Source organism: Candidatus Krumholzibacteriia bacterium (assembly GCA_035268685.1).
Taxonomy (GTDB): Bacteria; Krumholzibacteriota; Krumholzibacteriia; order JAJRXK01; family JAJRXK01; genus JAJRXK01.
In genome coordinates this window covers 14,316-38,084 of record DATFKK010000145.1, presented here as the reverse complement: position 1 = coordinate 38,084, position 23,769 = coordinate 14,316, and the positions used below count along the sequence as shown (strand labels likewise).

The 23,769-nt window shown below is 69.5% G+C and carries 28 protein-coding genes and 1 tRNA gene; 1 reads left to right on the top strand and 28 read right to left on the bottom strand.

Features of this window, described 5'->3' with window-relative positions:
• Positions 1-17 precede the first annotated feature (17 nt).
• From VKA86_13770 to fusA, 21 genes are all read right to left on the bottom strand, one after another.
• Positions 18-401, bottom strand: a complete 384-nt coding sequence (locus VKA86_13770; protein HKK72281.1) for a YraN family protein — start codon at positions 399-401, stop codon at positions 18-20.
• 36 nt (positions 402-437) lie between these two features.
• Positions 438-1,103, bottom strand: coding sequence for a ribonuclease HII (locus VKA86_13765; protein HKK72280.1), 666 nt, complete (start codon positions 1,101-1,103; stop codon positions 438-440).
• Positions 1,104-1,112: 9 nt separating this feature from the next.
• Complete coding sequence (gene rplS / locus VKA86_13760; GenBank protein ID HKK72279.1) at positions 1,113-1,475, bottom strand: 50S ribosomal protein L19; 363 nt, start codon at positions 1,473-1,475, stop codon at positions 1,113-1,115.
• 90 nt (positions 1,476-1,565) lie between these two features.
• The gene (gene trmD, locus VKA86_13755) at positions 1,566-2,261 is read right to left on the bottom strand and encodes a tRNA (guanosine(37)-N1)-methyltransferase TrmD (protein HKK72278.1); all 696 of its coding nucleotides are present in this window, start codon (positions 2,259-2,261) and stop codon (positions 1,566-1,568) included.
• A 43-nt stretch (positions 2,262-2,304) separates the two neighbouring features.
• Positions 2,305-2,826: a ribosome maturation factor RimM gene (gene rimM, locus VKA86_13750; protein ID HKK72277.1), complete on the bottom strand. Its 522-nt coding sequence runs from the start codon at positions 2,824-2,826 to the stop codon at positions 2,305-2,307.
• A gap of 13 nt (positions 2,827-2,839) precedes the next feature.
• On the bottom strand, positions 2,840-3,070 hold the full coding sequence (locus tag VKA86_13745) for a KH domain-containing protein (GenBank protein HKK72276.1): 231 nt from the start codon (positions 3,068-3,070) through the stop codon (positions 2,840-2,842).
• On the bottom strand, positions 3,067-3,585 hold the full coding sequence (gene rpsP, locus VKA86_13740) for a 30S ribosomal protein S16 (GenBank protein ID HKK72275.1): 519 nt from the start codon (positions 3,583-3,585) through the stop codon (positions 3,067-3,069). Before rpsP ends, VKA86_13745 begins: the two co-directional genes overlap by 4 nt.
• A gap of 54 nt (positions 3,586-3,639) precedes the next feature.
• The gene (gene ffh / locus VKA86_13735; protein HKK72274.1) at positions 3,640-4,995 is read right to left on the bottom strand and encodes a signal recognition particle protein; all 1,356 of its coding nucleotides are present in this window, start codon (positions 4,993-4,995) and stop codon (positions 3,640-3,642) included.
• A 217-nt stretch (positions 4,996-5,212) separates the two neighbouring features.
• A complete protein-coding gene (gene rpe / locus VKA86_13730; protein HKK72273.1) occupies positions 5,213-5,902 on the bottom strand; it encodes a ribulose-phosphate 3-epimerase in 690 nt (229 codons plus the stop codon).
• Positions 5,874-6,599 (bottom strand): PASTA domain-containing protein, encoded by a 726-nt coding sequence (locus tag VKA86_13725; protein HKK72272.1) that lies wholly within the window; start codon positions 6,597-6,599, stop codon positions 5,874-5,876. The genes rpe and VKA86_13725 overlap by 29 nt, the downstream gene beginning before the upstream one ends.
• Positions 6,596-7,990 (bottom strand): 16S rRNA (cytosine(967)-C(5))-methyltransferase RsmB, encoded by a 1,395-nt coding sequence (rsmB, locus tag VKA86_13720; GenBank protein HKK72271.1) that lies wholly within the window; start codon positions 7,988-7,990, stop codon positions 6,596-6,598. Before rsmB ends, VKA86_13725 begins: the two co-directional genes overlap by 4 nt.
• Positions 7,987-8,958: a methionyl-tRNA formyltransferase gene (gene fmt, locus VKA86_13715; protein HKK72270.1), complete on the bottom strand. Its 972-nt coding sequence runs from the start codon at positions 8,956-8,958 to the stop codon at positions 7,987-7,989. The genes rsmB and fmt overlap by 4 nt, the downstream gene beginning before the upstream one ends.
• Positions 8,959-8,962: 4 nt before the next feature.
• Positions 8,963-9,499, bottom strand: a complete 537-nt coding sequence (gene def / locus VKA86_13710; protein HKK72269.1) for a peptide deformylase — start codon at positions 9,497-9,499, stop codon at positions 8,963-8,965.
• Positions 9,500-9,502: 3 nt separating this feature from the next.
• Complete coding sequence (gene yajC / locus VKA86_13705) at positions 9,503-9,895, bottom strand: preprotein translocase subunit YajC (protein HKK72268.1); 393 nt, start codon at positions 9,893-9,895, stop codon at positions 9,503-9,505.
• 112 nt (positions 9,896-10,007) lie between these two features.
• Positions 10,008-11,150, bottom strand: a complete 1,143-nt coding sequence (gene tgt, locus VKA86_13700; GenBank protein ID HKK72267.1) for a tRNA guanosine(34) transglycosylase Tgt — start codon at positions 11,148-11,150, stop codon at positions 10,008-10,010.
• Positions 11,147-12,190, bottom strand: a complete 1,044-nt coding sequence (gene queA / locus VKA86_13695; GenBank protein ID HKK72266.1) for a tRNA preQ1(34) S-adenosylmethionine ribosyltransferase-isomerase QueA — start codon at positions 12,188-12,190, stop codon at positions 11,147-11,149. Before queA ends, tgt begins: the two co-directional genes overlap by 4 nt.
• Positions 12,187-13,215 (bottom strand): Holliday junction branch migration DNA helicase RuvB, encoded by a 1,029-nt coding sequence (gene ruvB / locus VKA86_13690; protein HKK72265.1) that lies wholly within the window; start codon positions 13,213-13,215, stop codon positions 12,187-12,189. Before ruvB ends, queA begins: the two co-directional genes overlap by 4 nt.
• A 35-nt stretch (positions 13,216-13,250) precedes the next feature.
• On the bottom strand, positions 13,251-13,868 hold the full coding sequence (ruvA, locus tag VKA86_13685) for a Holliday junction branch migration protein RuvA (protein HKK72264.1): 618 nt from the start codon (positions 13,866-13,868) through the stop codon (positions 13,251-13,253).
• A 19-nt stretch (positions 13,869-13,887) separates the two neighbouring features.
• Positions 13,888-14,400 (bottom strand): crossover junction endodeoxyribonuclease RuvC, encoded by a 513-nt coding sequence (gene ruvC / locus VKA86_13680; GenBank protein HKK72263.1) that lies wholly within the window; start codon positions 14,398-14,400, stop codon positions 13,888-13,890.
• Positions 14,397-15,152 carry a YebC/PmpR family DNA-binding transcriptional regulator gene (locus tag VKA86_13675; protein HKK72262.1) on the bottom strand — a complete coding sequence of 252 codons (756 nt, stop codon included), beginning with the start codon at positions 15,150-15,152 and terminating at the stop codon, positions 14,397-14,399. The genes ruvC and VKA86_13675 overlap by 4 nt, the downstream gene beginning before the upstream one ends.
• A gap of 61 nt (positions 15,153-15,213) precedes the next feature.
• Positions 15,214-17,295: an elongation factor G gene (fusA, locus tag VKA86_13670; protein HKK72261.1), complete on the bottom strand. Its 2,082-nt coding sequence runs from the start codon at positions 17,293-17,295 to the stop codon at positions 15,214-15,216.
• A gap of 400 nt (positions 17,296-17,695) precedes the next feature.
• On the opposite strand from fusA, the gene VKA86_13665 reads away from it, so the two are divergent.
• Positions 17,696-18,565 carry a hypothetical protein gene (locus VKA86_13665; protein HKK72260.1) on the top strand — a complete coding sequence of 290 codons (870 nt, stop codon included), beginning with the start codon at positions 17,696-17,698 and terminating at the stop codon, positions 18,563-18,565.
• A 93-nt stretch (positions 18,566-18,658) separates the two neighbouring features.
• On the opposite strand, the gene VKA86_13660 is transcribed toward VKA86_13665, so the two are convergent.
• The 7 genes from VKA86_13660 to VKA86_13630 form a co-directional block, all read right to left on the bottom strand.
• A complete protein-coding gene (locus tag VKA86_13660) occupies positions 18,659-19,015 on the bottom strand; it encodes a hypothetical protein (GenBank protein HKK72259.1) in 357 nt (118 codons plus the stop codon).
• A gap of 302 nt (positions 19,016-19,317) precedes the next feature.
• Positions 19,318-19,402, bottom strand: a tRNA-Leu gene (locus tag VKA86_13655).
• 24 nt (positions 19,403-19,426) lie between these two features.
• Entirely contained in the window at positions 19,427-19,885 is a 459-nt protein-coding gene (gene secG / locus VKA86_13650; protein ID HKK72258.1) for a preprotein translocase subunit SecG, read from the bottom strand.
• A 95-nt stretch (positions 19,886-19,980) separates the two neighbouring features.
• Positions 19,981-20,751, bottom strand: coding sequence for a triose-phosphate isomerase (gene tpiA, locus VKA86_13645; protein ID HKK72257.1), 771 nt, complete (start codon positions 20,749-20,751; stop codon positions 19,981-19,983).
• 21 nt (positions 20,752-20,772) lie between these two features.
• Positions 20,773-21,984 (bottom strand): phosphoglycerate kinase, encoded by a 1,212-nt coding sequence (locus VKA86_13640; GenBank protein HKK72256.1) that lies wholly within the window; start codon positions 21,982-21,984, stop codon positions 20,773-20,775.
• Between the two features lie 163 nt (positions 21,985-22,147).
• Positions 22,148-22,861: a hypothetical protein gene (locus tag VKA86_13635; protein HKK72255.1), complete on the bottom strand. Its 714-nt coding sequence runs from the start codon at positions 22,859-22,861 to the stop codon at positions 22,148-22,150.
• A 42-nt stretch (positions 22,862-22,903) separates the two neighbouring features.
• Positions 22,904-23,767, bottom strand: a complete 864-nt coding sequence (locus VKA86_13630; GenBank protein HKK72254.1) for a shikimate dehydrogenase — start codon at positions 23,765-23,767, stop codon at positions 22,904-22,906.
• Positions 23,768-23,769 lie beyond the last annotated feature (2 nt).

Genomic DNA, 23,769 nt, shown 5'->3' with positions numbered 1-23,769 from the left:
GGGGTCAACGCGGTGTCTCAGACGCGAACCGCCCGCAGGTGCCGCAGGTCGAGCCCGTCGTCGTCGAGCCGCAGGGTCACCACGTCGAAACGCACGGTGCGCGCCGGCCAGGCCAGGTCGTCGCGGTCGCGCAGCAGCCGCCCCGCGACCGCGCGCAGCCGGAGCCGTTTCGCCGCCGAGATCGATTCGGCCGCGGGAACGCGCGCGCCCGCCCGCCGCAGGCGGACTTCGACGAAGACGAGACTCGTGCCCTCGCGTGCGACGAGGTCGATCTCCCCTCCGTCGCCCCGCCGATTGCGGTCGAGGATCGAGAACCCCTGCAGCCGCAGGTACAGAGCAGCTACGTCCTCACCCGCGCGGCCCCGTTCGACGGCTCCGCGCAGGGGATCGTGATCGGACATGACGGGGAACCACCCGCGGGAGGCGGGTCGTGGACTTCACTCGGCCGCGAGGTCACCGTCGAGCCGGGGCTGCGCGGCCGCGGCCACCGGGGCGAAGGAGAAACGGTGCAGCGGACAGGGACCGTGACGTCGGAGGGCGTCGAGGTGTTGCGGGGTCGGGTAGCCCACGTGCCGCTCGAAACCGTACACGGGATACCGGCGGCTCCAGGCCCGCATGAGACGATCGCGGAGCACCTTGGCCAGCACGCTCGCCGCGGCGATGCACAGGCTCCGGTCGTCACCCTTCACCAGGGGCACACCCCGGCCGCCCAGAGCCGCGGGAACACGATGTCCGTCGACGAGCACGGCGCCGGCCCGGAAGCGGCGGCGGCGCTCGAGGCGCTCCACCGCGCGCTCCATGCCGCGCTCGCTGGCGTGCAACACGTTGAGGCGGTCGACCTCGCGCGGAGAGACCGCGAGGGCGGCGAAGCGCGCACCGCAGGCGCGGATGCGCGCGTAGGCATCCTCGCGCGCGTCGGGTGTCATGAGTTTCGAGTCACGCACCCCGGGGAGGTCGGCGTCGGCGGGGAGCACCACGGCGGCCACGACCACGGGCCCGGCCAGGCAGCCACGACCCGCCTCGTCGACACCGGCGACGAGACCCCCCTCGACCCGGCGCGCGAGACGCCGGTCGAGGCGATGGCGGCGATCGGGTCCGGACAAGGTCCGGACCTACCTCTTGGTCCTGGTGTCTTCCCGGCGCTCGGCGATGCGCGCGCCCTTGCCGCTGCGCCCGCGCAGGTAGTTGAGGCGTGCCCGGCGGACCTTGCCGCGACGGGCGACCTCGATGCTCTCGATGTTCGGCGAGTGCACCGGGAACACGCGCTCGACGGCCACGCCCGAGCTGAGCTTGCGCACCGTGAAGCACTCCTCGATGGCCGAGCCCTTCCGGTCGATGACGACGCCCTGGAACATCTGCAGACGCGTCTTGTTCCCCTCGCGCACCTTCACCTGGATCTTCACGGTGTCGCCGACACGGAAGTCGGGCACGTCCTGCTTCACGCCGTCGTGACGGATCGAATCGAGGATGTTCATGGTCGGCTCCTGTCCGGCCCCTCACGGGGACCGAGGGTCCACCCGGCGGCGCGCCGCGGGTCGGGTCTGCGCCCGCCCGGGGTCACCGGATCAGGCGTCGTCGCTCAGGTCGGAACGCCGGGCGCGCGTGCGCGCTTCGGAATCCCGCTGTCGGAACTTCTCGATCGCGGCGTGGTCGCCCGAGAGCAGCGGGGCCGGCACGGGCAGCCCACGGTACTCCGGCGGACGCGTGTACCATCCGCAGTCGAGGCGGCCGTCGCGCGCCGGCCCGAAGCTGTCGGTGTCGGCCGATTCCTGCCGACCCAGCACTCCGGGGACGCGCCGCACCACCGCATCGATGACCGCCAGGGCGGCCAGTTCGCCCCCCGACAACACGAAGTCGCCGAGGGAGATCTCGTCGGTCACCACGAGCTCGCGGACGCGCTCGTCGAAACCCTTGTAGCGACCGCAGAGCAGGATCAACTGCCCCGCATCGTCGCCCGCCGGACGCTGGAGCATGTCGGCCCAGCGCTCGGCCTGTTGCTGGTCGAAGCGCCGTCCCTGCGGTGTCAGCAACACCACCGGCGCCCGACCGATCCGCACCGACTCGACCGCCTCCACCACGGGCTCGGGCCGGATCACCATGCCCGGTCCGCCCCCGTAGGGCGTGTCGTCGACGGTTCCGTGACGGTCGGCGGCGAACAGCCGGAAGTCCGTCACCACGCAACGCACCGTCCCACGCTGCAGCGCTCGTCCCACCACGCCCTCGGCCAGCACGCGCCGGCAGAGCCGCGGGAAGAGGGTCAGCAGGTCGATGCGCAGCGCGCTCTTCCCTTCGCCGCGCCGGCGCTCAGTCGTCGAGCAGCCCGGGCACGGGCTCGATCACCACGCGGCCGGCCGACCGATCGACCTCGCGGACGAAGTCGTCGATCACCGGCACGAGGATCTCGCGCTCGTCGTCGAAGGTGAGCACCCGCAACACCCGGTTGGCGGGAAGCATCCACACGTCGTCGACGCGTCCGATCCTCTCTCCCTCCGTCGTGACGACCTCGAGGTCGTGGTAGACGAAAGCCGGGAGTTCGTCTCCCTTGGGAAAGCCGGGCTGGTCGTAGTCCTCGGACCCGAAGCCCAGCAGTTGCCCTTTCAGTTCCTCGGCCCGGTCGCGATCCTCGACTCCGTGGATTCGGACGATCAGCGTCCGGCCCTTCCAGCGGTGCTGCGTGCACTGCACCCGACGATCCGGACCACCCGGCGGGCGCATACGCAGGAACTCGCTCTGCAGCACGTCCTCGTCGATGTTGCCGGTGACCAGGAGCTTGAGCTCGCCCCGCAGTCCGACGGCATTGACGACCTCGCCCATCTCGACGAACACGACCGCAACGTCCTCAGTCCAGGATCTCGAGGTCCACCCTCATGCGCTTGCGCTGCCCCAACCCGTTGAGCAGTGTGCGCAACGCCTGTGCCGTACCGCCGCCGCGGCCGATGAGGTTGCCCCGATCGTCCTCGTGCACCCGCACGTTGAAGGTCACGCGACGACCCTCGTCGATCTCCTCGATGTCGACGTGGTCGGGATGATCGACGAGATGCCGCACCACGGTCTCGACCACGGCTCTCACGACTCCGACGTCTCCCCGGCGGCCTCATCACCTTCGGCCGCACTCTCGGCGGTCGCTTCCTCGCTCGCGGGGGCCTCGGCCTTCTTCGCCTCGGCCTCGGCGGCCTTGCGCTTCTCCTGGGCCGACTGCTCGCGTTCCTGGTGCCACTTCGTCAGACGCGCCTCGCTCTCCTGACGGATCTTCTCCGACTGCTGGGAGCGACGTGTCCGGAAATCCTCGACCTTCGATTCGATCTCTTCGATCGAAGCGCCCTGCTTCATGAGGTGCCAGCGGTACATCACACCCTCGTTGCGCAGCAGACTGCCCGCAGTCCCCGTGGGCTGGGCACCCTTCTGCAGCCACTCGACGGCACGGTCGTGGTCCACCCGCAGCTCGAAGGCGTCGGGCATGGGATTGTAGAAACCCAGGTTGTCGATGTAGTCGCCGTCGCGACGCGTGCGCGAGTCGCACACGACGATCCGGTAGAACGGCGCCTGCTTCCGCCCCATCCGGGTGAGGCGAATGGTCGTGGCCATGCGGCCCTCCTTGCTCTGTGCACGCGGACGCGGCGGCGCCCGCTTCGGGTCGACTCAGGAGAAGCGCGACGGCGCCGCGCCTCCGAGCATCTGTTTGCCGAGTTTGTCCAGGTTCCCGGTCTTCTTCATCATCTTCATCATCTTCTTCATGTCGCGGTACTGCTTGAGCAGCTTGTTCACGTCGGAGACCTGGACTCCGCTTCCGCGAGCAATGCGCTTACGGCGGCTGCCGTTGATGATGTCCGGTCGCGCGCGCTCCTTGCCGGTCATCGAACAGATGATGGCCTCGGTGCGCGTCAACGCCGATTCGTCCACGTTCGCGTCCTTGAGCGCCTTGGAGTTCATGCCGGGCATCATGCCCAGTATGGACTTCAGGCTCCCCATCTTCCTCAACTGCCGGAGCTGGTCGAGGAAGTCGTCGAAGGTGAACTCGGCCTTGCGCATGCGTTCTTCCATGCGCGCGGCCTTGTCCTCGTCGATGTCCGCCTGTGCCTTCTCCACCAACGACAGGATGTCGCCCATGCCCAGGATGCGGCCGGCGATGCGGTCGGGGTGGAAGACGTCGAGATCCTTGGGCTTCTCGCCCACGCCGACGAACTTGATCGGCTTGCCGGTGACCTCGACCAGCGACAGCGCAGCACCACCGCGGGCGTCGCCGTCGAGCTTGGTGAGCACCGAACCGGTGGTGCCGATGCGCTCGTCGAAGGTCTTCGCGATGGCAACGGCCTCCTGGCCGGTCATCGCGTCGAGCACCAGAAGGCGCTCGGCCGGCTCCAGTGCCTTCTCGAGCGCGGACAGCTGCTCCATGAGGTCTTCGTCGACCTGCAGGCGACCGGCGGTGTCGACGATCAGGACGTCGCACAGCTTCTCGCGCGCGGCGGAACGCGCGGCCTCGGCGACCTCGACCACGTCCTTGGTGTCGCGCTGCGTATACACCGGCACGTCGATCTCACCGGCGAGCACCTCGAGCTGGTCGATCGCGGCCGGGCGCTGCAGGTCGCACGCGGCGAGCAGCGGCCGACGGCCCGACGTCTTCAGGTGCAGGGCGAGCTTGCTGCAGAAGCTGGTCTTCCCGCTTCCCTGCAGTCCCATGATCAGAATGGGGATCGGCGGCTTGCCGCCGTCGAGCGCGAGCGGTGAAGCTTCGGCTCCGAGCAGCTCCACCATCTCGTCGTGGACGATCTTCACGACCTGCTGGCCGGGCGTGACGCTCTCGAGCACCTCGGCCCCGACCGCGCGCTCCTTGACCCGCCCGACGAAGGTGCGCGCCACGCCGACCTCGACGTCGGCGGAGAGCAACGCACGACGGATCTCGCGCATCGCGTCGGCGACGTCTTCCTCGCGCAGCTTGCCCGCGCCGGTCAGGCCACGGAACACGCCTTCGAGTCTTTCCTGCAGATCGCCGAACACGATCTTCTCCCGACGTCGTTCTCTGCGGGGATCCCGCCCGGCCTCCCCGGGCCGGGACGAAGAACCGGGCCTGCGCCCGGTTCCGTGCGGTCGCCGGCACGCGGGGCCGGCGCTTCTCCTGCGAGTGCGTTCCCGGAAGCCGGCGCCTCCGGTTTCGAGCACAGCGTAGAACGGTAGCAAACGGCGACAAGGGCCGCAACTGGCGTCCTCGTCGCCCTCAGCCCTCCGAGCGCAGCGCGGCGATCGCCGCGGCGGGGTCGTCACCCCCGAAGACCGCCGAACCGGCGACCAGGATCTGCGCGCCGGCGGCTCGCGCCCGGGGGGCGGTGTCGGCGTTGATACCACCGTCGATCTCGAGCACGAGGTCCAGGCCGTCCTCCTCCCGCCAGCGGGCCAGTTCCTGCAGCTTGGGCAGGACGGACGGGTCGAAGGCCTGGCCCCCGAAGCCCGGGTGCACCGACATGACGAGAACGAGGTCGAATGCGCCCAGGACGTCACGCATCTTCGGTCCGATGTCGGTCCTGGGGTTGACCACGAGGCCGGGCCGGCACCCGCCCTCGCGCAGCCGCCGGGCGATGGCCACGTGGTCTGTCTCGAGTTCCCAGTGGAAGCTCACGGAATCCGCGCCGGCGTCGGCGAAGCGAGGGGCGTAGTCGGCCGGATCGGTGACCATGAGGTGGCAGTCGAGCGGCAGGCGGGTGTGCCGGCGGAGCGCCGCGGCCACGTGCGGACCCAGCGTGATGTTGTCGACGAAGTGACCGTCCATGACGTCGAGGTGGATCAGGTCCGCACCGGCCGCGTCGACCGCCTCGACCGCGGCTCCCAGCCGCGCGGCGTCGGCGGCCAGGATCGACGGCGCGACGGCTACGGCGGCGGGATCAGCCCCGGCTCGCTGCCACCAGCTCAATGGATCCTCCCGTGGGGATGCGTGACCCCGCCGGGGGCCACTGGTCGAGGACCGTACCGGGCAACTGCCCGGCGTCGGAACGATACGTGACGCGACGGATGTCGAAGCCCGCACGGCCCAGTTCCTCGCGGACCCGACCGAGGGGATTGCCGACCAGGTTCGGCATCCGGTGCCACGACCGCTCGTGGCCCTCGCGCACGAGGATCGACACCGCGCTCTCCCGCTGGACGTCGGTGCCGGCGTGCGGCCGCTGGGCCACGACGCCGAGCGAGCCGTCGGGGTCGAAGCTGCGCGCCACCCGGCCCAGCCGCAACCCGACGCGGCCGAGTTCGATCTCGCACTGGCGCTGGCTCAGACCGACCAGGTCGGGGACCCGCGCCAGGGGTTCCCCGGCCGCGACCACCACCGTCACCGGCCGACCCCGGCGCACGGCGCGCAGGGTGGGCGGGTGCTGCTCCAGGACCGTTCCGGCGGAGGCTCCCGGATCGTAGACCTCTTCGCCGGTGATCATGCGCAGTCCGAGGTCGGCGAGTTCCTGCTCCGCCTCGTCGAGCGAGCGGCCGGTCAGGTCGGGGACGAGCACCTCGGTCTGCTGGTGCACGATCCACGGCAGCAACCACAGGTCGGCCGCGCCCACGAGGGCCACGCCGAGGACCAGCACGAGCGCGAGGGTCAGGAGCAGGCGACCGAGACTCACGAAGCGACCTCACCGGTTCGCCGCAGACGCGCGGCGAATGCGCCGTCGATCCCGTGGCGGTGCGGCCAGGTCTGCAACCGGGATCCGCGCCGGAATCGTTCGTCGACGGCATCGTCCACACCGATCTCCTCGATATCCTCGCGACGGGCGAGGACGGTGTCCACCACTTCGTCGTTCTCCTCGGGCTCGAGCGAGCAGGTCGCGTAGACGATCACACCGCCGGCTCGCGTGCGGTCGATGGCCGCCTCGAGCAGTCGCGCCTGCAGCTTCGGCAGTTCGACCAGGTCTTCGGGACGGCGCAGCCAGCGCGCATCGTGACGGCGGGCGAGCACGCCCGTCCCCGTGCAGGGAGCGTCGACGAGCACGCCGTCGAAGGCGCCCGCGCGCAGGGGCAGGGCCTCACCGTCGGCCGCCACCAGGTGCACGCGGCCGCCGAGGTCGAGCCGGTCGAGTCCCTGCCGCACCCGGGTCAGTCGGGCGGCGACCGGATCGGCGGCGACGACGTGCGCCGACGTCCCCAGCAACTGGGCCAGGTGCAGGGTCTTGCCGCCGGGCGCGGCACAGGCGTCGAGAACGCGTGGCTCCGCAACCGGTTCGAGGGTCAGCAGCGGAGCCACGAGTTGAGCCGCGGCGTCCTGCACGGCACAGGACTCCTCGACCGCCTCGAGCACGACGGCCGGCGGGACCCGGGTGTCCAGCTCCAGGGCATCGGGCACCCCGTCGACGGCGTGCGTTTCCCACTCGAAGCGTCGGAGTTCGTCCTGCAGTGCGTCGCGGCGGCCGGGAGCGGCCCGCAGGTGGACGACCGGACGCTCGTTGCCCGCCGCGCACAGCGCGGACATCTCGGCGGCGCCGAGCAGAGCGTGCCACCGTTCGGCCAACCACCGCGGATGGCTGTGCCAGGTCGCGGCGTGACCGATCGGGTCCGTCCCGGGATCGGGGAAGCACGACGCCAGGTCCTCACGTGTCGCCCGGCGCAAGACGGCGTTGACCCAACCGGCAGCCCATTCCAGCCGCAGGGCATGGGTCAGGTCGACCGCCTCGCTCACCACGGCGTGATCGGGTGACCGCATTTCGGTGTGTTCGTGCAGGGCGACCCAGAAGAGGGCACGCAGGCGGGGCGGCGGCGATTTGGTGCCGTCGCTGAACACCGCGATCAGATGATCGTAGCGCGCGTGCAGACGAACCGCCCCGTAGACGATCTCGCGCAACCGGCGCCGGTCGACGTAGGCCCGATCCGATGCGCTGTCCGGACCGGGGCGACGTTCCAGGTCCTCGACCAGATCCTCGACGTGTCGGTGTCCCCTCTGCCACGCCTCCAGCAGTTCGACGGCGGCCCGCCGAACGGGATCGACCCGGCGCACCCGCCGGCCACGCACCTTCCGCCTCAAAGCCGCGGCTCCACCGGCTCGAAGCCCTCGACGGGGCGCAACGCCGCTCCCACGGCCAGCCCGTGTCCCCGCGCGCACTCGATCGGACGCATGGGTCGTCGTCCGGCCGGCTGGACGCGACGGACCAGGAGCAGATCGTCGGCACAGGCCACGAGCATTCCCTCGTCGTCGATCGTCTCGATCGTTCCCGGCGCCTCCCGCGCGGGCAGCGACAGCGCGCGGGATCCGCTCAGCTTCAGGTGTACCTCGCCGCTGCGCACGGTCACGCCCGGCCACGGATCGAAACCGCGCACGCGGTCGTGCACGCGACGGCAGGGAGCGTCGAAGTCCACGCTGCCCTCGGACTTCGAAAGCATCGGTGCGTGCGTGATCCCCTCCTCGGGCTGCGGCGTGGCGTGGGTGTCCCCCTCGTCGAGACGGCGCAGGGTCGACACCAGCAGGTCGGCACCGAGGACCGCCAGACGATCGTGCAGTTCGCCGGCGGTGAGATTCGGCTCGATCGACGTGCGGGACACGTCGTAGACATCGCCCGTGTCGACGCCGGCGGCGAGCTCCATGGTGCAGACACCGGTCTCGTCGTCGCCGGCCACGATCGCGGTGTGGATCGGCGCGGGCCCCCTCCAACGGGGGAGCAAGGAGGCATGCACGTTCAGACAGCCGAGCCGCGCTCCGCCGAGCAAGGGCTCGCGCACGATGTGCCCGAAGGCCACCACGAGCACGATGTCGGGCTCCAGGGCCAGCACCCGCTCGTACAGCGCCACCCGGTTCGCCTTGCCCCGTTCCAGCACGGCGGTGTCGAGTCCGCGCTCGACCCCCCGCGCCCGGACGGGCGTCGGTGTGGCTTTGCCTCGACGGCCTCGGACCCGGTCGGGCTGGCTGACCACCAGAGGGACCTCGAAGCCCGCGTCGACCACGGCGTCGAGCGCGGGCACGGCGAAGTCGGGGGATCCGCAGAAGACGGCGCGCATCGGTTCAGCGACCGGTCTGCTGCTGTTCGCGGGCCCGGCGCTGCAGATCCTTGAGCTTCCGGGCGAGCAGCTTGCGCTTGATCATGGGCAGGTGGTCGACGAAGAGCCTGCCGTCGAGGTGGTCGTGCTCGTGCTGGACCACCCGCGCGAGCAGTCCGTCGTCCTCGAGTTGGTGCTCGTTGCCTTCGAGGTCCTGGTAGCGCACCTGCGCGCGCACGGGGCGGTTCACGTCGGCGAAGACGTCGGGGAAGCTCAGGCAACCCTCGTTGAACTTGTCGCGCTCCTGCGAGAGGAAGGTGATCTCGGGATTCACCAGGGCGAGCGTACGCGGCAGACCCTCGCGCTGGTCCTCGGCCAGGAACATGCGTCGCGTCACGCCCACCTGCGGCGCGGCCAGACCGATCCCGCGCTCGGCGAGCATGGTGGTCTCCATGCGACGAGCGAGCGCACGCAGCTCGTCGTCGAAGGTCTCCACCGGATCGCACTTCACACGCAGATCGGGATGACCGTACAGCAGGACCTCGAGCTCTTCTTCGCGCATGACCTACTTCTTCGAGGACTTGCCGGACTTGCCGCCCTCTTCCTTGGCACCCTTGGCCGCCACACGTGACGACACCGAATTCTTCGCGACCTCGACCTTCACTCCGTCGGCGATCACGCACACGATCATGTCGTCCTTGACGTCCTGGACCGTGGCGTAGAGCCCGCCGTTGGTGAGGATCCGGTCCCCCCGGCCCAGGGCCTGCACCATCTTCTGGTGGTCCTTGTAGCGCTTCTGCTGCGGACGGATGACCAGCAGGTAGAAGATCACCATGATCAGGACCAGGGGCAGCAGCCCGATGAAGGGATTGCCCCCCTCGCCGTCGGACGGCGGGGCGAAGGCGAACGGCGCCGAAGGGGCGGCCGTGAGCAGCGCGGACGGAAGCGACAGTGCCATGGAAAGGACCTTTCGCGGGTCACGGGTCGGAGCGGGCCTCCGGGCGGCCTCGACGGAGGGAGTCTAGGTCGCGGCTCCGGAGGCGGCAAGCGACGAGGCCTCCGCGCGCCGCCTAGGCCTCGGCGGGTGCACGCGTGGGACGCGTCCCGATGCGATCCGCGAGCTGCTCGAAGCGACCCGCCTCGATGGCGTCGCGGATCTCGCGCATCAGGCGCTGGTAGTGCGTCACGTTGTGGACCGTGCCCAGGATCATCCCGAGCAGCTCGCCGGCGACCACGAGGTGACGCAGGTAGGCCCGGCTGAAGCGCCGGCAGACGGGGCAGTCGCACGCGGGATCGGGCGGACGTTCGTCCTCGGCGAAGCGGGCGTTGCGAAGATGGATCCGCCCCGCCTCGGTCAGGAGCGTGCCGTGGCGCGCCAGGCGTGTGGGGAGGACGCAGTCGAACATGTCGACCCCACCGGCGACCGCAGCGACGATGTCCTCGGGATATCCCACCCCCATGAGGTAGCGCGGCCGGTCGGCGGGCAGGAGCGCCGCCGTGCTGCGGCTCGTGCGGTGCATGTCGTCCTTCGACTCGCCCACCGACAGCCCGCCGATCGCGTAGCCGGGCAGGTCGAGCTCGATCAGCGCCTCGGCGCAGCGAGCGCGCTCGGACGCGACCAGCCCCCCCTGGACGATCCCGAACAGCGCCTGCTGGTGCCCCGCCTCGTGACGTCGCCGCGGACCGAAGTGATCGCGACAGCGCCGCGCCCAGGCGACGGTGCGGTCCACCGCGCGGGCCACGTCCTCGTCGGCGGCGGGCAGGGCCGGACACTCGTCGAAGGCCATGACCACGTCGGCGCCCAGGGCCGCCTGGACGTCCATGGCGTGTTCCGGCGTGAATCGGTGCGGACTCCCGTCGAGATGGCTGCGGAACGACACACCGTCGTCGTCGATCTCGCGCAGGTCGCCAAGGCTGAAGACCTGGAATCCCCCGCTGTCGGTGAGCATCGCTCCGTCCCAGGTGCTGAAGCGATGCAGACCGCCCAGGCGCGCGATCCTCTCGTGCCCGGGCCGCAGGTACAGGTGATAGGTGTTGGCCAGGATCATCGAGGCGCCAGTGGCCCGGATCTGCTCGGGCGTCAGTCCCTTCACCGTGGCCTGCGTCCCCACGGGCATGAACACCGGCGTTTCGATCACGCCGTGGTCGGTGTGCAGGCGCCCGCGCCGCGCACGTCCGTCGGTGTGCGTGCACTCGAAGCCGAATCCGCTCACGACGTCCTCTCGATCCAGTTCGCGTCGCCGTAGCTGTAGAACCGGTAGCCCGCCGCGACCGCCTCCTCGTAGGCCTTGCGCCAGCGGCCCGGCGCGAGGGCGGCGACGAGCAGCAACAGCGAGCTGCGGGGCAGGTGGAAGTTCGTGATCAACACGTCGACCCAGCGGAAGCGGTGGCCCGGTTTGACGAACAGCTCGGTGGCCCCGCGGAACGGATGCGGGACGTCGTCGAGCGTCTCGAGGCTGCGACAGGCGGTGGTCCCCACGGCCACGACGCGACCTCCGCGCGCGCGGGTCCGGCGCAGGGCCTCGACGGCGCCCTCACCCACCTCGCACCACTCGGCGTGCAACGTCTCGCCGGCGACGTCGTCCTCGTCGAGCGGGCGGAAGGTTCCCGGGCCCACGTGGAGCGTCACCTGCGTGCGCTCCACACCCGCGGCCTCGACACGTTCCAGCAGGCCGTCGTCGAAGTGGAGTCCCGCCGTCGGCGCGGCGACGGATCCGTCGACCCGGGCGAACACCGTCTGGTAGCGCTCCCGGTCGGTGGCGTCGTCCGGCCGGTCGATGTACGGCGGCAACGGGACGTGCCCGTGGCGGCGGCAGTGGGCGATGACCGCCTCGGGTCGATCGAGCTCGACGAGGGAGGTGCCGTCGTCGGTGCGTCGATCCACGCGCGCCTCGAGTCCTCCGTCGAGCTCGATCGACGTTCCCGGCGGCAGGCGACGGGCGGGGCGCAACATGGCCTCCCACGTGCAAGGGCCCACGTCCTCGCGCGGGCGGACCAGCAGCATCTCGACCGCGGCCGTCCCGGACCGCTTGCGTCCCAACAGGCGCGCGGGGAAGACCCGTGTGTCGTTCAGCACGAGCAGATCGCCGGGGCGCAGCAGGTCCACGACCTGCTCGAAGCGACGGTGCTCCAGCGTTCCGTCAGCGTGCCAGCACAGCAGGCGTGAACCGGTGCGACGATCGGGCGGTCGTTGGGCGATCCGCTCGGGCGGCAGGTGGTAGTCGACGTCGTCGAGACGCGGAGTCCTGCTCACAGCAGCGGATCCTCGACCGATCGCCTCGGGCGCAGGCCCAGGTGTTCGAAGGCCCGCGACGTGGCCGCGCGCCCGCGCGGCGTGCGCTGCACGAGTCCGCGCTGGATCAGGAAGGGTTCGACCACGTCCTCGAGCGTGTCCGACTCCTCGCCCAGGCTGACCGACAACGTCGACAGACCCACCGGCCCGCCCTCGAAGGTCCGCACGAGACATTCGAGGTAGTTGCGATCGAGCGTCTCGAGCCCGAGTGCGTCGACCTCGAGCAGGGTGAGCGCGCGCTGGGCGACCTCGCGATCGACGCGTGGTGCCCCCTCGACCTGCGCCACGTCGCGCACCCGCCGCAGCAGACGGTTGGCCACGCGGGGAGTCCCTCGGCTCCGGCGGGCGATCTCGTCGGCGCCGTCGTCGTCGAGCTCGACACCCAGGATCGCCGCGCTGCGCCGGACGATCACCGCCAGCTCCGCGGGCGGGTAGAAGTCGAGGTGCAGGACGATCCCGAAACGACTGCGCATGGCCGGCGTGATCATACCGGCACGCGTCGTCGCGCCGACCAGTGTGAACGGCGACAATGGGAGCTGGTAGCGCCGGGCGGCCGGCCCCTTGTCGACCACCAGTTCCACCGTGAAGTCCTCCATGGCCGGATACAAGTGTTCCTCGACCACGCGACCCAGGCGGTGGATCTCGTCGATGAACAGGCAGTGGCGCCCTTCTTCGCTCGTCAGCACACTGGCCAGTTCCGCCGCGTTCTGGAAGGCGGGGCCACTGGTGACCCGTAGCTCGCAGTCCATCTCGCGGGCCACGATTCCGGCCAGGGTGGTCTTGCCCAGACCCGGCGGCCCGTAGAAGAGCACGTGGTCGAGCATCTCGTCACGCTCGCGGGCCGCGCGCAGGAACAGCGCCAGCTGACCCTTCACCCGCTCCTGACCGATGAAGTGGTCGAGGCGGTGCGGGCGCAGCGAGGTCTCGTCACCGCGCTCGGCATCCTGCGGGCGGGGGTCGGTCCAGCGTTGCTGTGGTTCGTTCACGGATCGGGACTCCCTCGTTCGGATCGAGACCGCGCTCAGCCGGCCGGATGCAGGCGCCGCAGTGCCCGGCGCAACAGAGCCTCGACGTCGTCCGGTCGCTCGTCGTGCTCCAGCACCGCGACGATCGCCGCGCTCGCGCGATCCGGCGAGACGCCCAGTGCCTGCAGGGCCAGGAGGGCCTCGGCGGCCAGTGGATCGTCGACCTCGCCGGCGGACGCGGGCTCCGTCTCGGATGCGGGTCCCGAGTCGATCCAGGCGGCGGCCCGCTCCTGCAGATCGATGACGATGCGCTCGGCGGTCTTCTTGCCGATCCCCTTCACCGACCGCAGGGGTTCGTGATCGCCGCGGCGGATCCCGCGCAGTACCTCGTCGGCCGCGTCGTCGCCCAGTACGGCCAGCGCGACCTTCGGCCCCACTCCGTTCACCGAGATCAGTGCGCGGAAGACTTCGCGCCGGGCCGGACTGGGAAACCCGTAGAGCGTCATGTCGTCCTCACGCACCTGCAGATGCGTGTAGAGCCGGACCGGACCGACGTGGGCGGCCAGCTCGTGGCGGTGACGCTCGGGCACCCAGACCTCGTATCCGACGCCGGCGACGGACACCACCACCGGCGGTCCCAGCGAGTCGATCTCTCCCTCGACGAAGGCGTACATGGCCGCTTCCTCGGGTTCCTCAGGCGCGCGTGGATCGGGCGCGCTCCACGAGACGACGGCGCTGACGCCCGTGGGCGTGGCACACCGCCACCGCGAGCGCATCGGTGCTGTCTTCGCCCGCCTCGCGCAGGTCGACGGCCAGCAGCCGTTCGAGCATGCGCGCCATCTGGGACTTGTCCGACCGGCCGTTGCCGGTCACGGCCACCTTGATCTCGGCCGGAGCGTACTCGGCGAGATCGAGCTCGCGGCGGGCCACGCAGAGCATGATCACACCGCGGGCCTGCCCGAGCGTGAGGGCCGACTTCGGGTTCGGCCCCGTGTAGACCTGCTCCAGGCCGATGGACGCCGGTTGCAACCGATCGAGGACCCGCTCGAGTTCGTCGTGCAGCAGCAGCAGCCGCTCGGGCAAGGGCCGGCGCTCGGGCGCGACGATGGTTCCGTGTCCGAGATGGGCCAGACGCGATCCGTCGACCTCGATCGCACCCCACCCCAGGCGCCGGCTGCCGGGATCGAGCCCCAGCAGACGGATCATCCGAACAGTTCCTGGAGCTTGGCCATCTCGTCGTCGGGGATGTCGTAGTTCGCGGCGACCGAGCTGGTGTCGTCGAGATCGTCGAGCACGCTCAGGAGCTTCATGAGCCCCTCGGCGTCGCTCCCGGCGATGACCACCGTGTTGGTCGGCACGTCCTGTAGCTCGGCGGTCTGCGGCTGGATCCCGGCCGACTCGAGCGCCTTGACGACGGCGTGGAAGCCCTCGCGCGGCGTGGTCACCGTGATCACTTCGTCCTCGGTCTCGACGTCCTCGGCCCCGGCGTCGATGACGACTTCCATGACCTTCTCCTCGTCGGTCTCCGACGCGGAGACGGTGATGATGCCCTTGCGCTCGAAGTAGATCGAGGCCGATCCGGTGTCGACCATCTTGCCGTTGTGCTTGCTGAACACGTGCCGGACCTCGGCCGTGGTCCGGTTGTTGTTGTCGGTCACCGTGTTCACCAGGATCGCCACTCCGCCGTAGAAGCCGGCGAAGGTCTTCTCCTCGTAGCTGACGCCGTCGACCTCACCGGTGCCGCGCTTGATCGCGCGGTCGATGTTGTCGTTGGGCATGTTCTGCGCCTTGGCGTTGTTGATCGCCGTGCGCAGTCCGGCGTTCATCTCCGGATCCCCCCCGCCGTCTCGGGCGGCGATGGTGATCTCCTTGGCCAGGCGTGTGAAGAGCTTGCCGCGCTTCGCGTCGTTGGCGCCCTTCTTCCGCTTGATCGTCGCCCACTTGGAATGGCCGGACACGTCTCTCTCCTGCGACGGCGAGCCTGCCCGCGCTTCCGCGGGCACGCCCGGGTGATTCGGCTCAGGCCTCCTCGGCCTCGAGGGTCGACTCCTCCACGATCTTCTTGAGGACGTCGCCCGGGACTTCTTCGTACTGGTGGAACGTGCGGGTGTGCGTCGCCCGGCCCTGGCTCATGGAACGCAGGTCGGTGCTGTAACGGTACAACTCGGCGAGGGGTACGTGCGCCCGAACGATCGCCATGTGGCCCGCCGTCTCGCTCCCGAGGATCCGGCCACGACGCGAGCTCAGGTCGCCCATGACATCGCCCATGACCGAGTCGGGGACCTTGATCTCGACCTCGTAGACGGGCTCGAGGATCGTCGCCTGACCTTCGTTGAAGGCCTTGCGCATGGCCTGCCAGGCCGCGGTCTTGAAGGCCGCCTCGCTGGAGTCCACGGCGTGGTACTGCCCGTCGAAGAGTGTGGCCTTCAGGTCGACCACCCGGTAACCCGCCAGGGCACCTTTCTGCATGGTCTCGCGGATGCCCTTCTCGACGGCGGGGATGAACTTGCCGGGCACCACACCGCCGACGATGGCGTCGACGAACTCGAAGTCCTCGCCCCGCGTCAACGGCTCGAAGCGGATGTGGACGTCGGCGAACTGCCCGCGGCCGCCCGACTGCTTCTTGTGGCGGGCGTGGACCTCGATCGAGGACTTGAGCGTCTCGCGGTACGGGATCCGCGGTTCGTGACGGGTGACCTCGGCGCCGTAGCGGCGGGCCAGGCGCTCGAGGATGATGTCGAAGTGCATCTCCCCCATGCCCTCGAGCACCATCTGATGGGTCTCGGGATCCTGGCCGAACTTGAAGGTCGGGTCTTCTTCGTGGATCCGGGCCAGGCCCTGGGCGACCTTGTCGTCCTCGCCCTCCTTCACCGGACGCAGGGCCACCCGGGAGGTCGGCACGGGGTAGGCGATCGGCGGCAGGTGGGCGTCGATGCTCTTGTCGGCCAGCGTGTCGCCGCAGTGCGTGTCCTTGAGCTTCACCGCGGCTCCGAAGTCCCCGCAACCGATGCGCTCGATCTTCTCGCGGTTCTTGCCCTCGAGGCTGAAGAGCTGGGTGACGCGCTCGGTGCGGTCGTGCGTGGAGTTCCTGTACTCGTTCCCCGCCTCGATCGACCCGGCGAAGCAGCGCATGAGCGAGAATTCGCCGGCGTCCTTCTCGATCGACACCTTGAACACCCGGGCGAAAGTCGGCGCGTCGGCACCGGTCTGCAGTTCGGTCTCGGCGTCGGAGGAGTCGACGGCCTCCAGCGACGGCCGCACGTCGCTCGGAGGCAGGTACTCCTTGATGCAGTGCAGCAACGGGCGCATGCCGATGCCACCGTCGACAGCGCTCACCGCACAGATGGGGAAGAACGTGCGGTCCCGGACGCCGATCCGGATCCCCTGGGTGATCTCGTCGGTCGTCAGTTCGCCTTCCTCGAGGAATTTCTCGACCAGGGCGTCGTCGTGTTCGGCTGCGGCGTTGAACAGCTCCTCGCGCGCCGTCTCGTAGGCGTCGCGCATGTCCTCGGGGATCTCGGTCTCCTGCGAATTGCCCTGGGCGTCGTACAGGTAGGCCTTGCCCGTGGCCACGTCGATCAGACCCTGGAACTCCGGACCCTGGCCGATGGGCAGCTGCACCGGAATGGCCTTGCCGCTCAAGCGCTCGCGGATCTGGTCGTAGGTCTGCTGGAAGTCCGCGTTCTCCTTGTCCATCTTGGTCACGGTCAGGATCGCGGGCAGGCCGTTCTTCTCGACCAGCTCCCAGACCGCCTCGGTCCCGACCTCGACGCCACCATCGGCCCGCAGGACGACCATCGCGCTCTCGACGACCTGCATGGCGGCGATCGCCTCGCCCCGGAAGTCCTCGACGCCCGGGGTGTCGACCAGGTTGAACTTCGTGTTCTCGTGTTCGCACGAGCCCACCGCCGAGAAGATGCTCGTCTTGTGGTCGATCTCGCTCTGGTGGTAGTCGAGATTGCTCGTTCCCTCGTCGACACTTCCCATGCGCGCGATCGCGCCCGTCTTGAACAGGATGGCCTCGGCCAGCGTGGTCTTGCCGGCGCCCTGGTGGGCGACGAGGGCGAGATTGCGGATGTCTTGCGGTGGGTAGGACTTCAAGTCGACGGCTCCCCATGGACAAGGGTCTGGGTGGAAGATGGTCGGCGGCCCTGGCGGGCGCGGTCGCGGCCGCGAGCGACGGATTCCGGGGCGCAGAAGCCCGGATCGGCCAAGTTAGCACCGTGTCGAGAGGGGTGTCAACGCGGTGGGCGCCCCGTGTTCCGTGATCCGACGCCCGGGGGGAAACTTCGGTTCCGCCTTTGACATACGCCTCTCCGCTCCCCTACATTGAGCCGCTGTCGTGCTCGCCCGGTGGGTCTGCCGCGGACACCGCTGCGCCCGCCCGGACGAATGCGCGGGGGTTCCCTGCGGAGCCCCGAGAACCGATCCGCGCCCCCTTCCGTGGCGCCGCGGCCTCGCCGGGCCCGGTGTCGTGGGCGGGCCTTCGATCCAGGGAATCATGGACGCTCTTCTGTTTGACGGCATCCGGGCGACGACGGAGTCGGCGCCACGGCCCCTGCGCCGGGAGCAGGGCCTTCGGTCGGCACGAGCGGCGAGCGCAGGCCTGCTGCTCGTCCTGCTCCTCGTCTGGAGCGGCCAGCCCGCGCTGGCCCAGAGCGGAGACGAGGAGGAAGAGCCCCTTCTGCGTGTGCATCGCATCGAGATGTCGCTGTACGGGGGGATGATGGCCGGCGACACCTACCTCTCGCTGCCGGCCCCGCTGACCGAACTCACCAACGACACCGCCCGGGACGACATCCTGGATTTCAGCGGCGAGGTTCCGGACCCCCCCGTCCAGGCGCCGGAGAAGAAGATCGAGACGGGCTATGTCGTCGGCGGTCGCGTGAGCTTCTTCCTGAACGAGAACTTCGGCATGCAGTTGTTCGGGGAGTTCGGCCAAGCCGACGCGGTGTTCCGCGGCCGGCGCGTGATCGAGGAAGAGATCGTCGACGAGGTCACCGAGATCGACCGCGCCACGATGACGACCTTCGCGGGCGGCGGGAAGGTGGTCTACCACCTGGGCCGGGAGCGCCGGAACCCGCGGCGTCCCTTCGTACATCTCGGCTTCGGCGGCATCCTGAACCAGTTCTCCGACACCGATGACGTCGGCGCCCTCTTCTTCACCGCGGGCGGCGGATACGGATTCCCGATCGCCGGTTCGGTCCGAGGCTTCGTCGCCGCGGACCTGCGTCTGTACACCTGGGAGACCGACGAAGTGTCGCTCGACGCCTCGCTGCTGTTCCCCTCGGTGACGGCGGGCATCACCTGGCGCTACGACGTGCCGGACGAGGTCTTCGAGGACGAGGACGCTGCCACGGCCTCGCGCTGAGGCCGCGTGGAGCACCGCTCCTCTCCAGTCGGAAACGCGAACGGGCGGCGAGGATGACCTCGCCGCCCGTGTTCGTGGCGCTCGACCCGGGGTCTAACGCTTCTTCCGCGCCGCGGTCTTCTTCTTGCGGGCGGTGGTCTTCTTCTTGCGCGCCGTCGTCTTCTTCTTGCGGGCGCTGGTCTTCTTCTTGCGCGCGGTGGTCTTCTTCTTGCGCGCAGTGGTCTTCTTCTTCCGCGCCGCCGTCTTCTTCTTCTTCGCCGCGGTCTTCTTCCGCTTGGCAGCGGTCTTCTTCTTCTTCGCCGCCGTCTTCTTCTTGCGGGCGGTGGTCTTCTTCTTCCGGGCGGCCGTCTTCTTCTTGCGCGCCGTCGTCTTCTTCTTCTTGGCAGTCGCCTTCTTCTTCTTCGCGGTCGACTTCTTCTTCGCCGCGGCCAGCATGATTCCGTCTTCCATCGTCAGCCTCGCTTTATCTTGCAGCCTTGTCTTGCAGCCTTGGATCGTGGGCACGGATGCCCGCGATGGGAGCTTCGTGGATTCGCACGAAGGATCCGCGCACGGCGGAGCAATCGGCGTTCCACTCGGCTCAGCCGGCGGCATTATTCGAAGCGCATCAACGACTGTCAAACAAAAAAAATCCCGAAGAGGACTGATTTTCCCCGTCTCGCCCGCGTCGGGCGATCGATGCACACCGCGTTCACGACGTGGGGGGAAATGCGACGGCCCGGATCGTGTTCGATCCGGGCCGTCATCGTTCGTGGTGCTCGGGGCGGGATTTGAACCCGCACGGCTTTCGCCACTACCCCCTCAAGATAGCGTGTCTACCAATTCCACCACCCGAGCACGATGCTCTCGCGCGTTCGAGACCTACTGGCCTCCGCTCCGTTCAGGCGTCTCGCCCTGCGGGACGATCGACGTGTCGGCACCCGCCGGCGGCACCACGGTGTCGTCGCCACCGGGAACGATCTCGTCGTCGAGGATCAGACTGTCACCCGCCGCGCCCGCGGGCTGCTCGGGCATGACCGGCGCATCTCCGACGGGGAGCACGGTCTCACCCACGCCACCGGTCGGCCCCGTCGGAATGGCCTGGCTGCGCGTGGCCGTCATGTACGCGAGGCTGAGGCTCGTCACCATGAAGCCGATGGCCAGGTAGATGGTGGTCTTGTGCAGGAACGTGGTCACACCCACACTGCCGAACGCGGCGTCTCCCGCTCCGACACCGCCGAAGGCGCCCGACAGCCCCCCACCCTTGGAGCGCTGCAGAAGGACGACGACGACGATCAGGAACGAGATCAGCAGATGGATTCCGAAGAACAGGTAGTACATCGCGCTCTCTTCGACGACGGCGGGGTCGATCCCGGGGTTCCGGCGGCCCCGCGTTCAGGACCGGCCGTCAAAGCTAGCAACGGCCCACGGGGGTGTCAACTCGGCCGGTCCTGATAGCGGACGATCGACAGGAAACGCTCCGGATCGAGGCTCGCGCCTCCCACCAGGGCCCCGTCGACGTCCTCGCAGGCCATGTAGTCCGCGACGTTGTCCTCGTTCACGCTGCCGCCGTACAGGATACGCACCCCATCGGCGATCTGCGCGCTCGAGGCCTCGGCCAGCAGGCCGCGGACCAGAGCGTGGACCTTCTCGACGTCGTCGGGCTCGGCGCTGTGACCGGTGCCGATCGCCCACACGGGCTCGTAGGCAATGGTCATCGCCCCCACCTGCTCGGCGCGAAGATCCTCGAGAGCCCCGTGGACCTGCGTCGACACGACCTCCTCGGTCCGACCGGACTCGCGCTGCGACAGCGTCTCGCCCACGCACACCACGGGCGTCAGGCCCACGCGGAAGGCCGCCTTGACCTTTTCGCGAACGCTGGCGTCGCTCTCCTGGAAGATCTGCCGGCGTTCGCTGTGGCCGAGGATCACCCACTTCGCGCCGATCTCGCGCAGCTGCTCGGCGCTCACACCGCCGGTGACGGCCCCCGGCTCCTGTTCCACACAGTCCTGCCCGCCCCATTCGATCGCCGACTTCTCCATGATCTGCGCGACGACGGGGATGTGGACGAAGCTCGGGCACACCACCATCTCCGGACCGGCGAAGGTGGTCTGCGTGCGTCGCACCAGGGTCTCGGCCAACTCACGCGCCTGCGCGAGTCCCAGGTTCATCTTCCAGTTGCCCATCAGCAGTGGACGGCGTGCCATGTCGATCCCTCCCGGATCCGTTCAGACCGTGCTCGGCGACGCATCGCTCAGTGCGTCGACTCCCGGCAGGGACTTGCCCGCCATGAACTCCAGCGAGGCGCCCCCGCCGGTCGAGACGTGCGTGATCTTCGAAGCCAGACCGGCCTGCACGAGGGCCGAGACCGAATCGCCTCCCCCGACGACCGAGCGCGCCCCGTTCTCCGTCGAGGTCGCGATGGCCCGGGCGACGGCGCGCGTGCCCTTGGCGAAGGGCTCCATCTCGAACACGCCCATGGGGCCGTTCCAGAAGATGGTGCCCGCGCCCTCGAGGATCTCCTGGAAGCGCTTGACCGTGCGGTTGCCCACGTCGAGGCCCTGCCACCCCTCTGGGATGTCGGTCGCCAGGACTTCCTCGCGCTCGGCTTCGGCGTCGAAACGATCGGCCACGATCAGGTCCTCGGGCAGTACGATCTCGGTGTTCGACTCCTTCGTCCGGTCGAGGATCGAACGCACGGTGTCGAGCAATGGCTCTTCGACGATGCTCCGACCGGTGTCCACACCCAATACGCGGAAGAAGGTGAAGGCCATTCCCCCGCCGACGAGGATCGAGTCGACACGGCCGAGCAGGTTCTCGATCACCTCGATCTTGCCGCTGACCTTGGCCCCGCCGAGCACGGCGACGAACGGCCGCCGCGGATTCTCGAGCATCGAACCGAGGTTCTCGAGCTCCTTGTCCATGAGCAGGCCGCTGACCCGCTGCTCGAAGTGACGGGTCACTCCCACCGTCGAGGCGTGCGCACGGTGCGCCGTACCGAAGGCGTCGTTCACGTACACGTCGCCGAACTCGGCGAGCTTCGCCGAGAAGTCCGCGTCGTTGTCGGTCTCCTCACCGTGGAACCGCAGGTTCTCGAGCAGGACGATCTCGTCGCGACCGGCCTTCTCGACCACGGTCCGCGTCTCGTCCCCGATGCAGTCGGGCGCGAAGTGGACCTTGCGTCCGACGATCTCCTCGAGCCGTTCGGCGGTGGGACGGAGACTGAACTCCTCCTTGCGCTGACCCTTGGGCCGGCCGAGGTGGCTCATCAGCACCGGGCGCCCGCCGTGCGCGAGGATGTACTCGACCGTGGACGAGGCGGCACGGATGCGCGTGTCGTCGGTGATGGTGCGCTGGTCGTCGAGAGGCACGTTGAAATCGACCCGGACGAGAACACGCCGGCCGTCGAGTTGGACGTCCTGGACCGTCAGCTTCTTCATGATGCTTCCGTTCCGGCCTACTGGCCGCTCGCGTGGATTCGTGGTGGACCCCTTCGCGCCACACCCGGACTGATACCCACAAGTGGTTGGCGCGCCGATATTTATGAAGCCGCGGGGCCTCAGCTCCGGCAGTCGGCAGTCTAGGGACCGATTCCTGCCGATGTCAAGGTTGCAGCAGCCGCGGCGCCCGCCGAGCCCGGGCGAGCACGACAACCGCCGTGGGGTTTCCCCGGGCCCGCAGCAGTCGGGCGCAGACACCGACCGTGGCTCCCGACGTGATCTGGTCGTCGACCAGGACGATCGGGTCCGTCGCGCAGATCTCCGCCAGGCGCCCGACCCCGAACACACGGTCGACGTTGCGCCGGCGAGCGCGGTCGTCCGGGCTCTCGGTCTGCGACGGAGCCGCGAACCGCCGCCGCACCAGATCCTCGCGCAATCGCACGCCGGTCGCGCGAGCCAGGGTGCCGGCGATCGAGCGCACCGGACTGAATCCCCTCTGCCGCCTCCGGCGCGGATCGTCGGGAACGGGGACCACCACCGATCCGCGGGGCAACCCGCCGCCGGCGGCGACGGCGTCGACCAACGAGTCGATCCAGGGGCCGAGCAGCGCGCCCTCGCCCTCGTACTTCACCCGGTGCAGGATCGCGAACCAGGCGGGAGTGTCGGCGAGCAGGGCGAACACCGGAGTCGCCCCCGCGGCGGCGGCGATCGACAACTCGGTCGCCGGCCCGAGGCGATCGCGACAGCTGCGATGGAGCACGGCGCGTCCGCGCACCTCGAGCCACGCCCCGGCGGGCGGCTCGAACCAGTCGTCGCACACCGGACAACGTGGAGGCCAGATCAGATCGAAGAAGCCACGGACCAGGGTCGTCCGCATCGTCTCGTCTCGCGGTCCGGGAGGACACGGAAGCGGAGGCGGTCAGAACTCCAGGCCGAGCACCTCTCCCATGGCCGTCAGTGGAGGCTGCGCACCGAACCACATGGAGAACGCGAGTGCCGCCTGGGCCACGAGCATGCGACGGCCGTCGATCGCGTCCACACCGCGACCGATGGCCTGCCGCAGGAAGGCGCTGGGTCGATCGGCGTAGGTGAGGTCGACCACGATCGCCGTCGACGCCAGGCCGTCGAGCGACAACGGCGAGGGGTCCAGCTCGGGATCCAGACCGAGCGGCGTGCACTGCAGAATCAGGGTGGCCGTGGTGGGAATGCGTTCGGGTAGCGCCTCGGCCACCGCCCCCATCGCCGTCGCCCACGTCGCCCGCTCCGGACGGCGGGCCAGCACCCGGATCCGTCGGCTCCCCAACGCCCGGGCACACACCACCGCCGACCGCGCCGCTCCTCCGCTCCCGATCACCACGACCTGGTCGAGCGAACGCGCCAGGCGTCGGCCGCGCCACGACTGCAGGGCCAGTGCGAGTCCGCGCGCGTCGGTGTTGTGGGCGTGCCAGCGGTCGCGACGCCGCACCAGCGTGTTCGCCGCTCCGATCTCACGCGCCTCGTCGCTGACCTGCGCACAGAGCGCCAGGCCGTGCTCCTTGTGCGGGACGGTCAGGTTCAGCCCCAGCACCCCGTGCTCGGCGGCGGTGACCAGATACGTGGCGAGATCCTCGGTTCCGACCCGGATCGCTGCGTAGTCGTGATCGAGACCACGCGCGCGGAGCGCGGCGGTGTGCAGACGGGGGCTGAGTGAATGGGCCACGGGATCCCCGAGCACCGCGAGACCGGGCCAGGCGACCTCGTGCCCGGACGCGTCGTGCAGACGACCACCGTCGAAGACCAGCACGT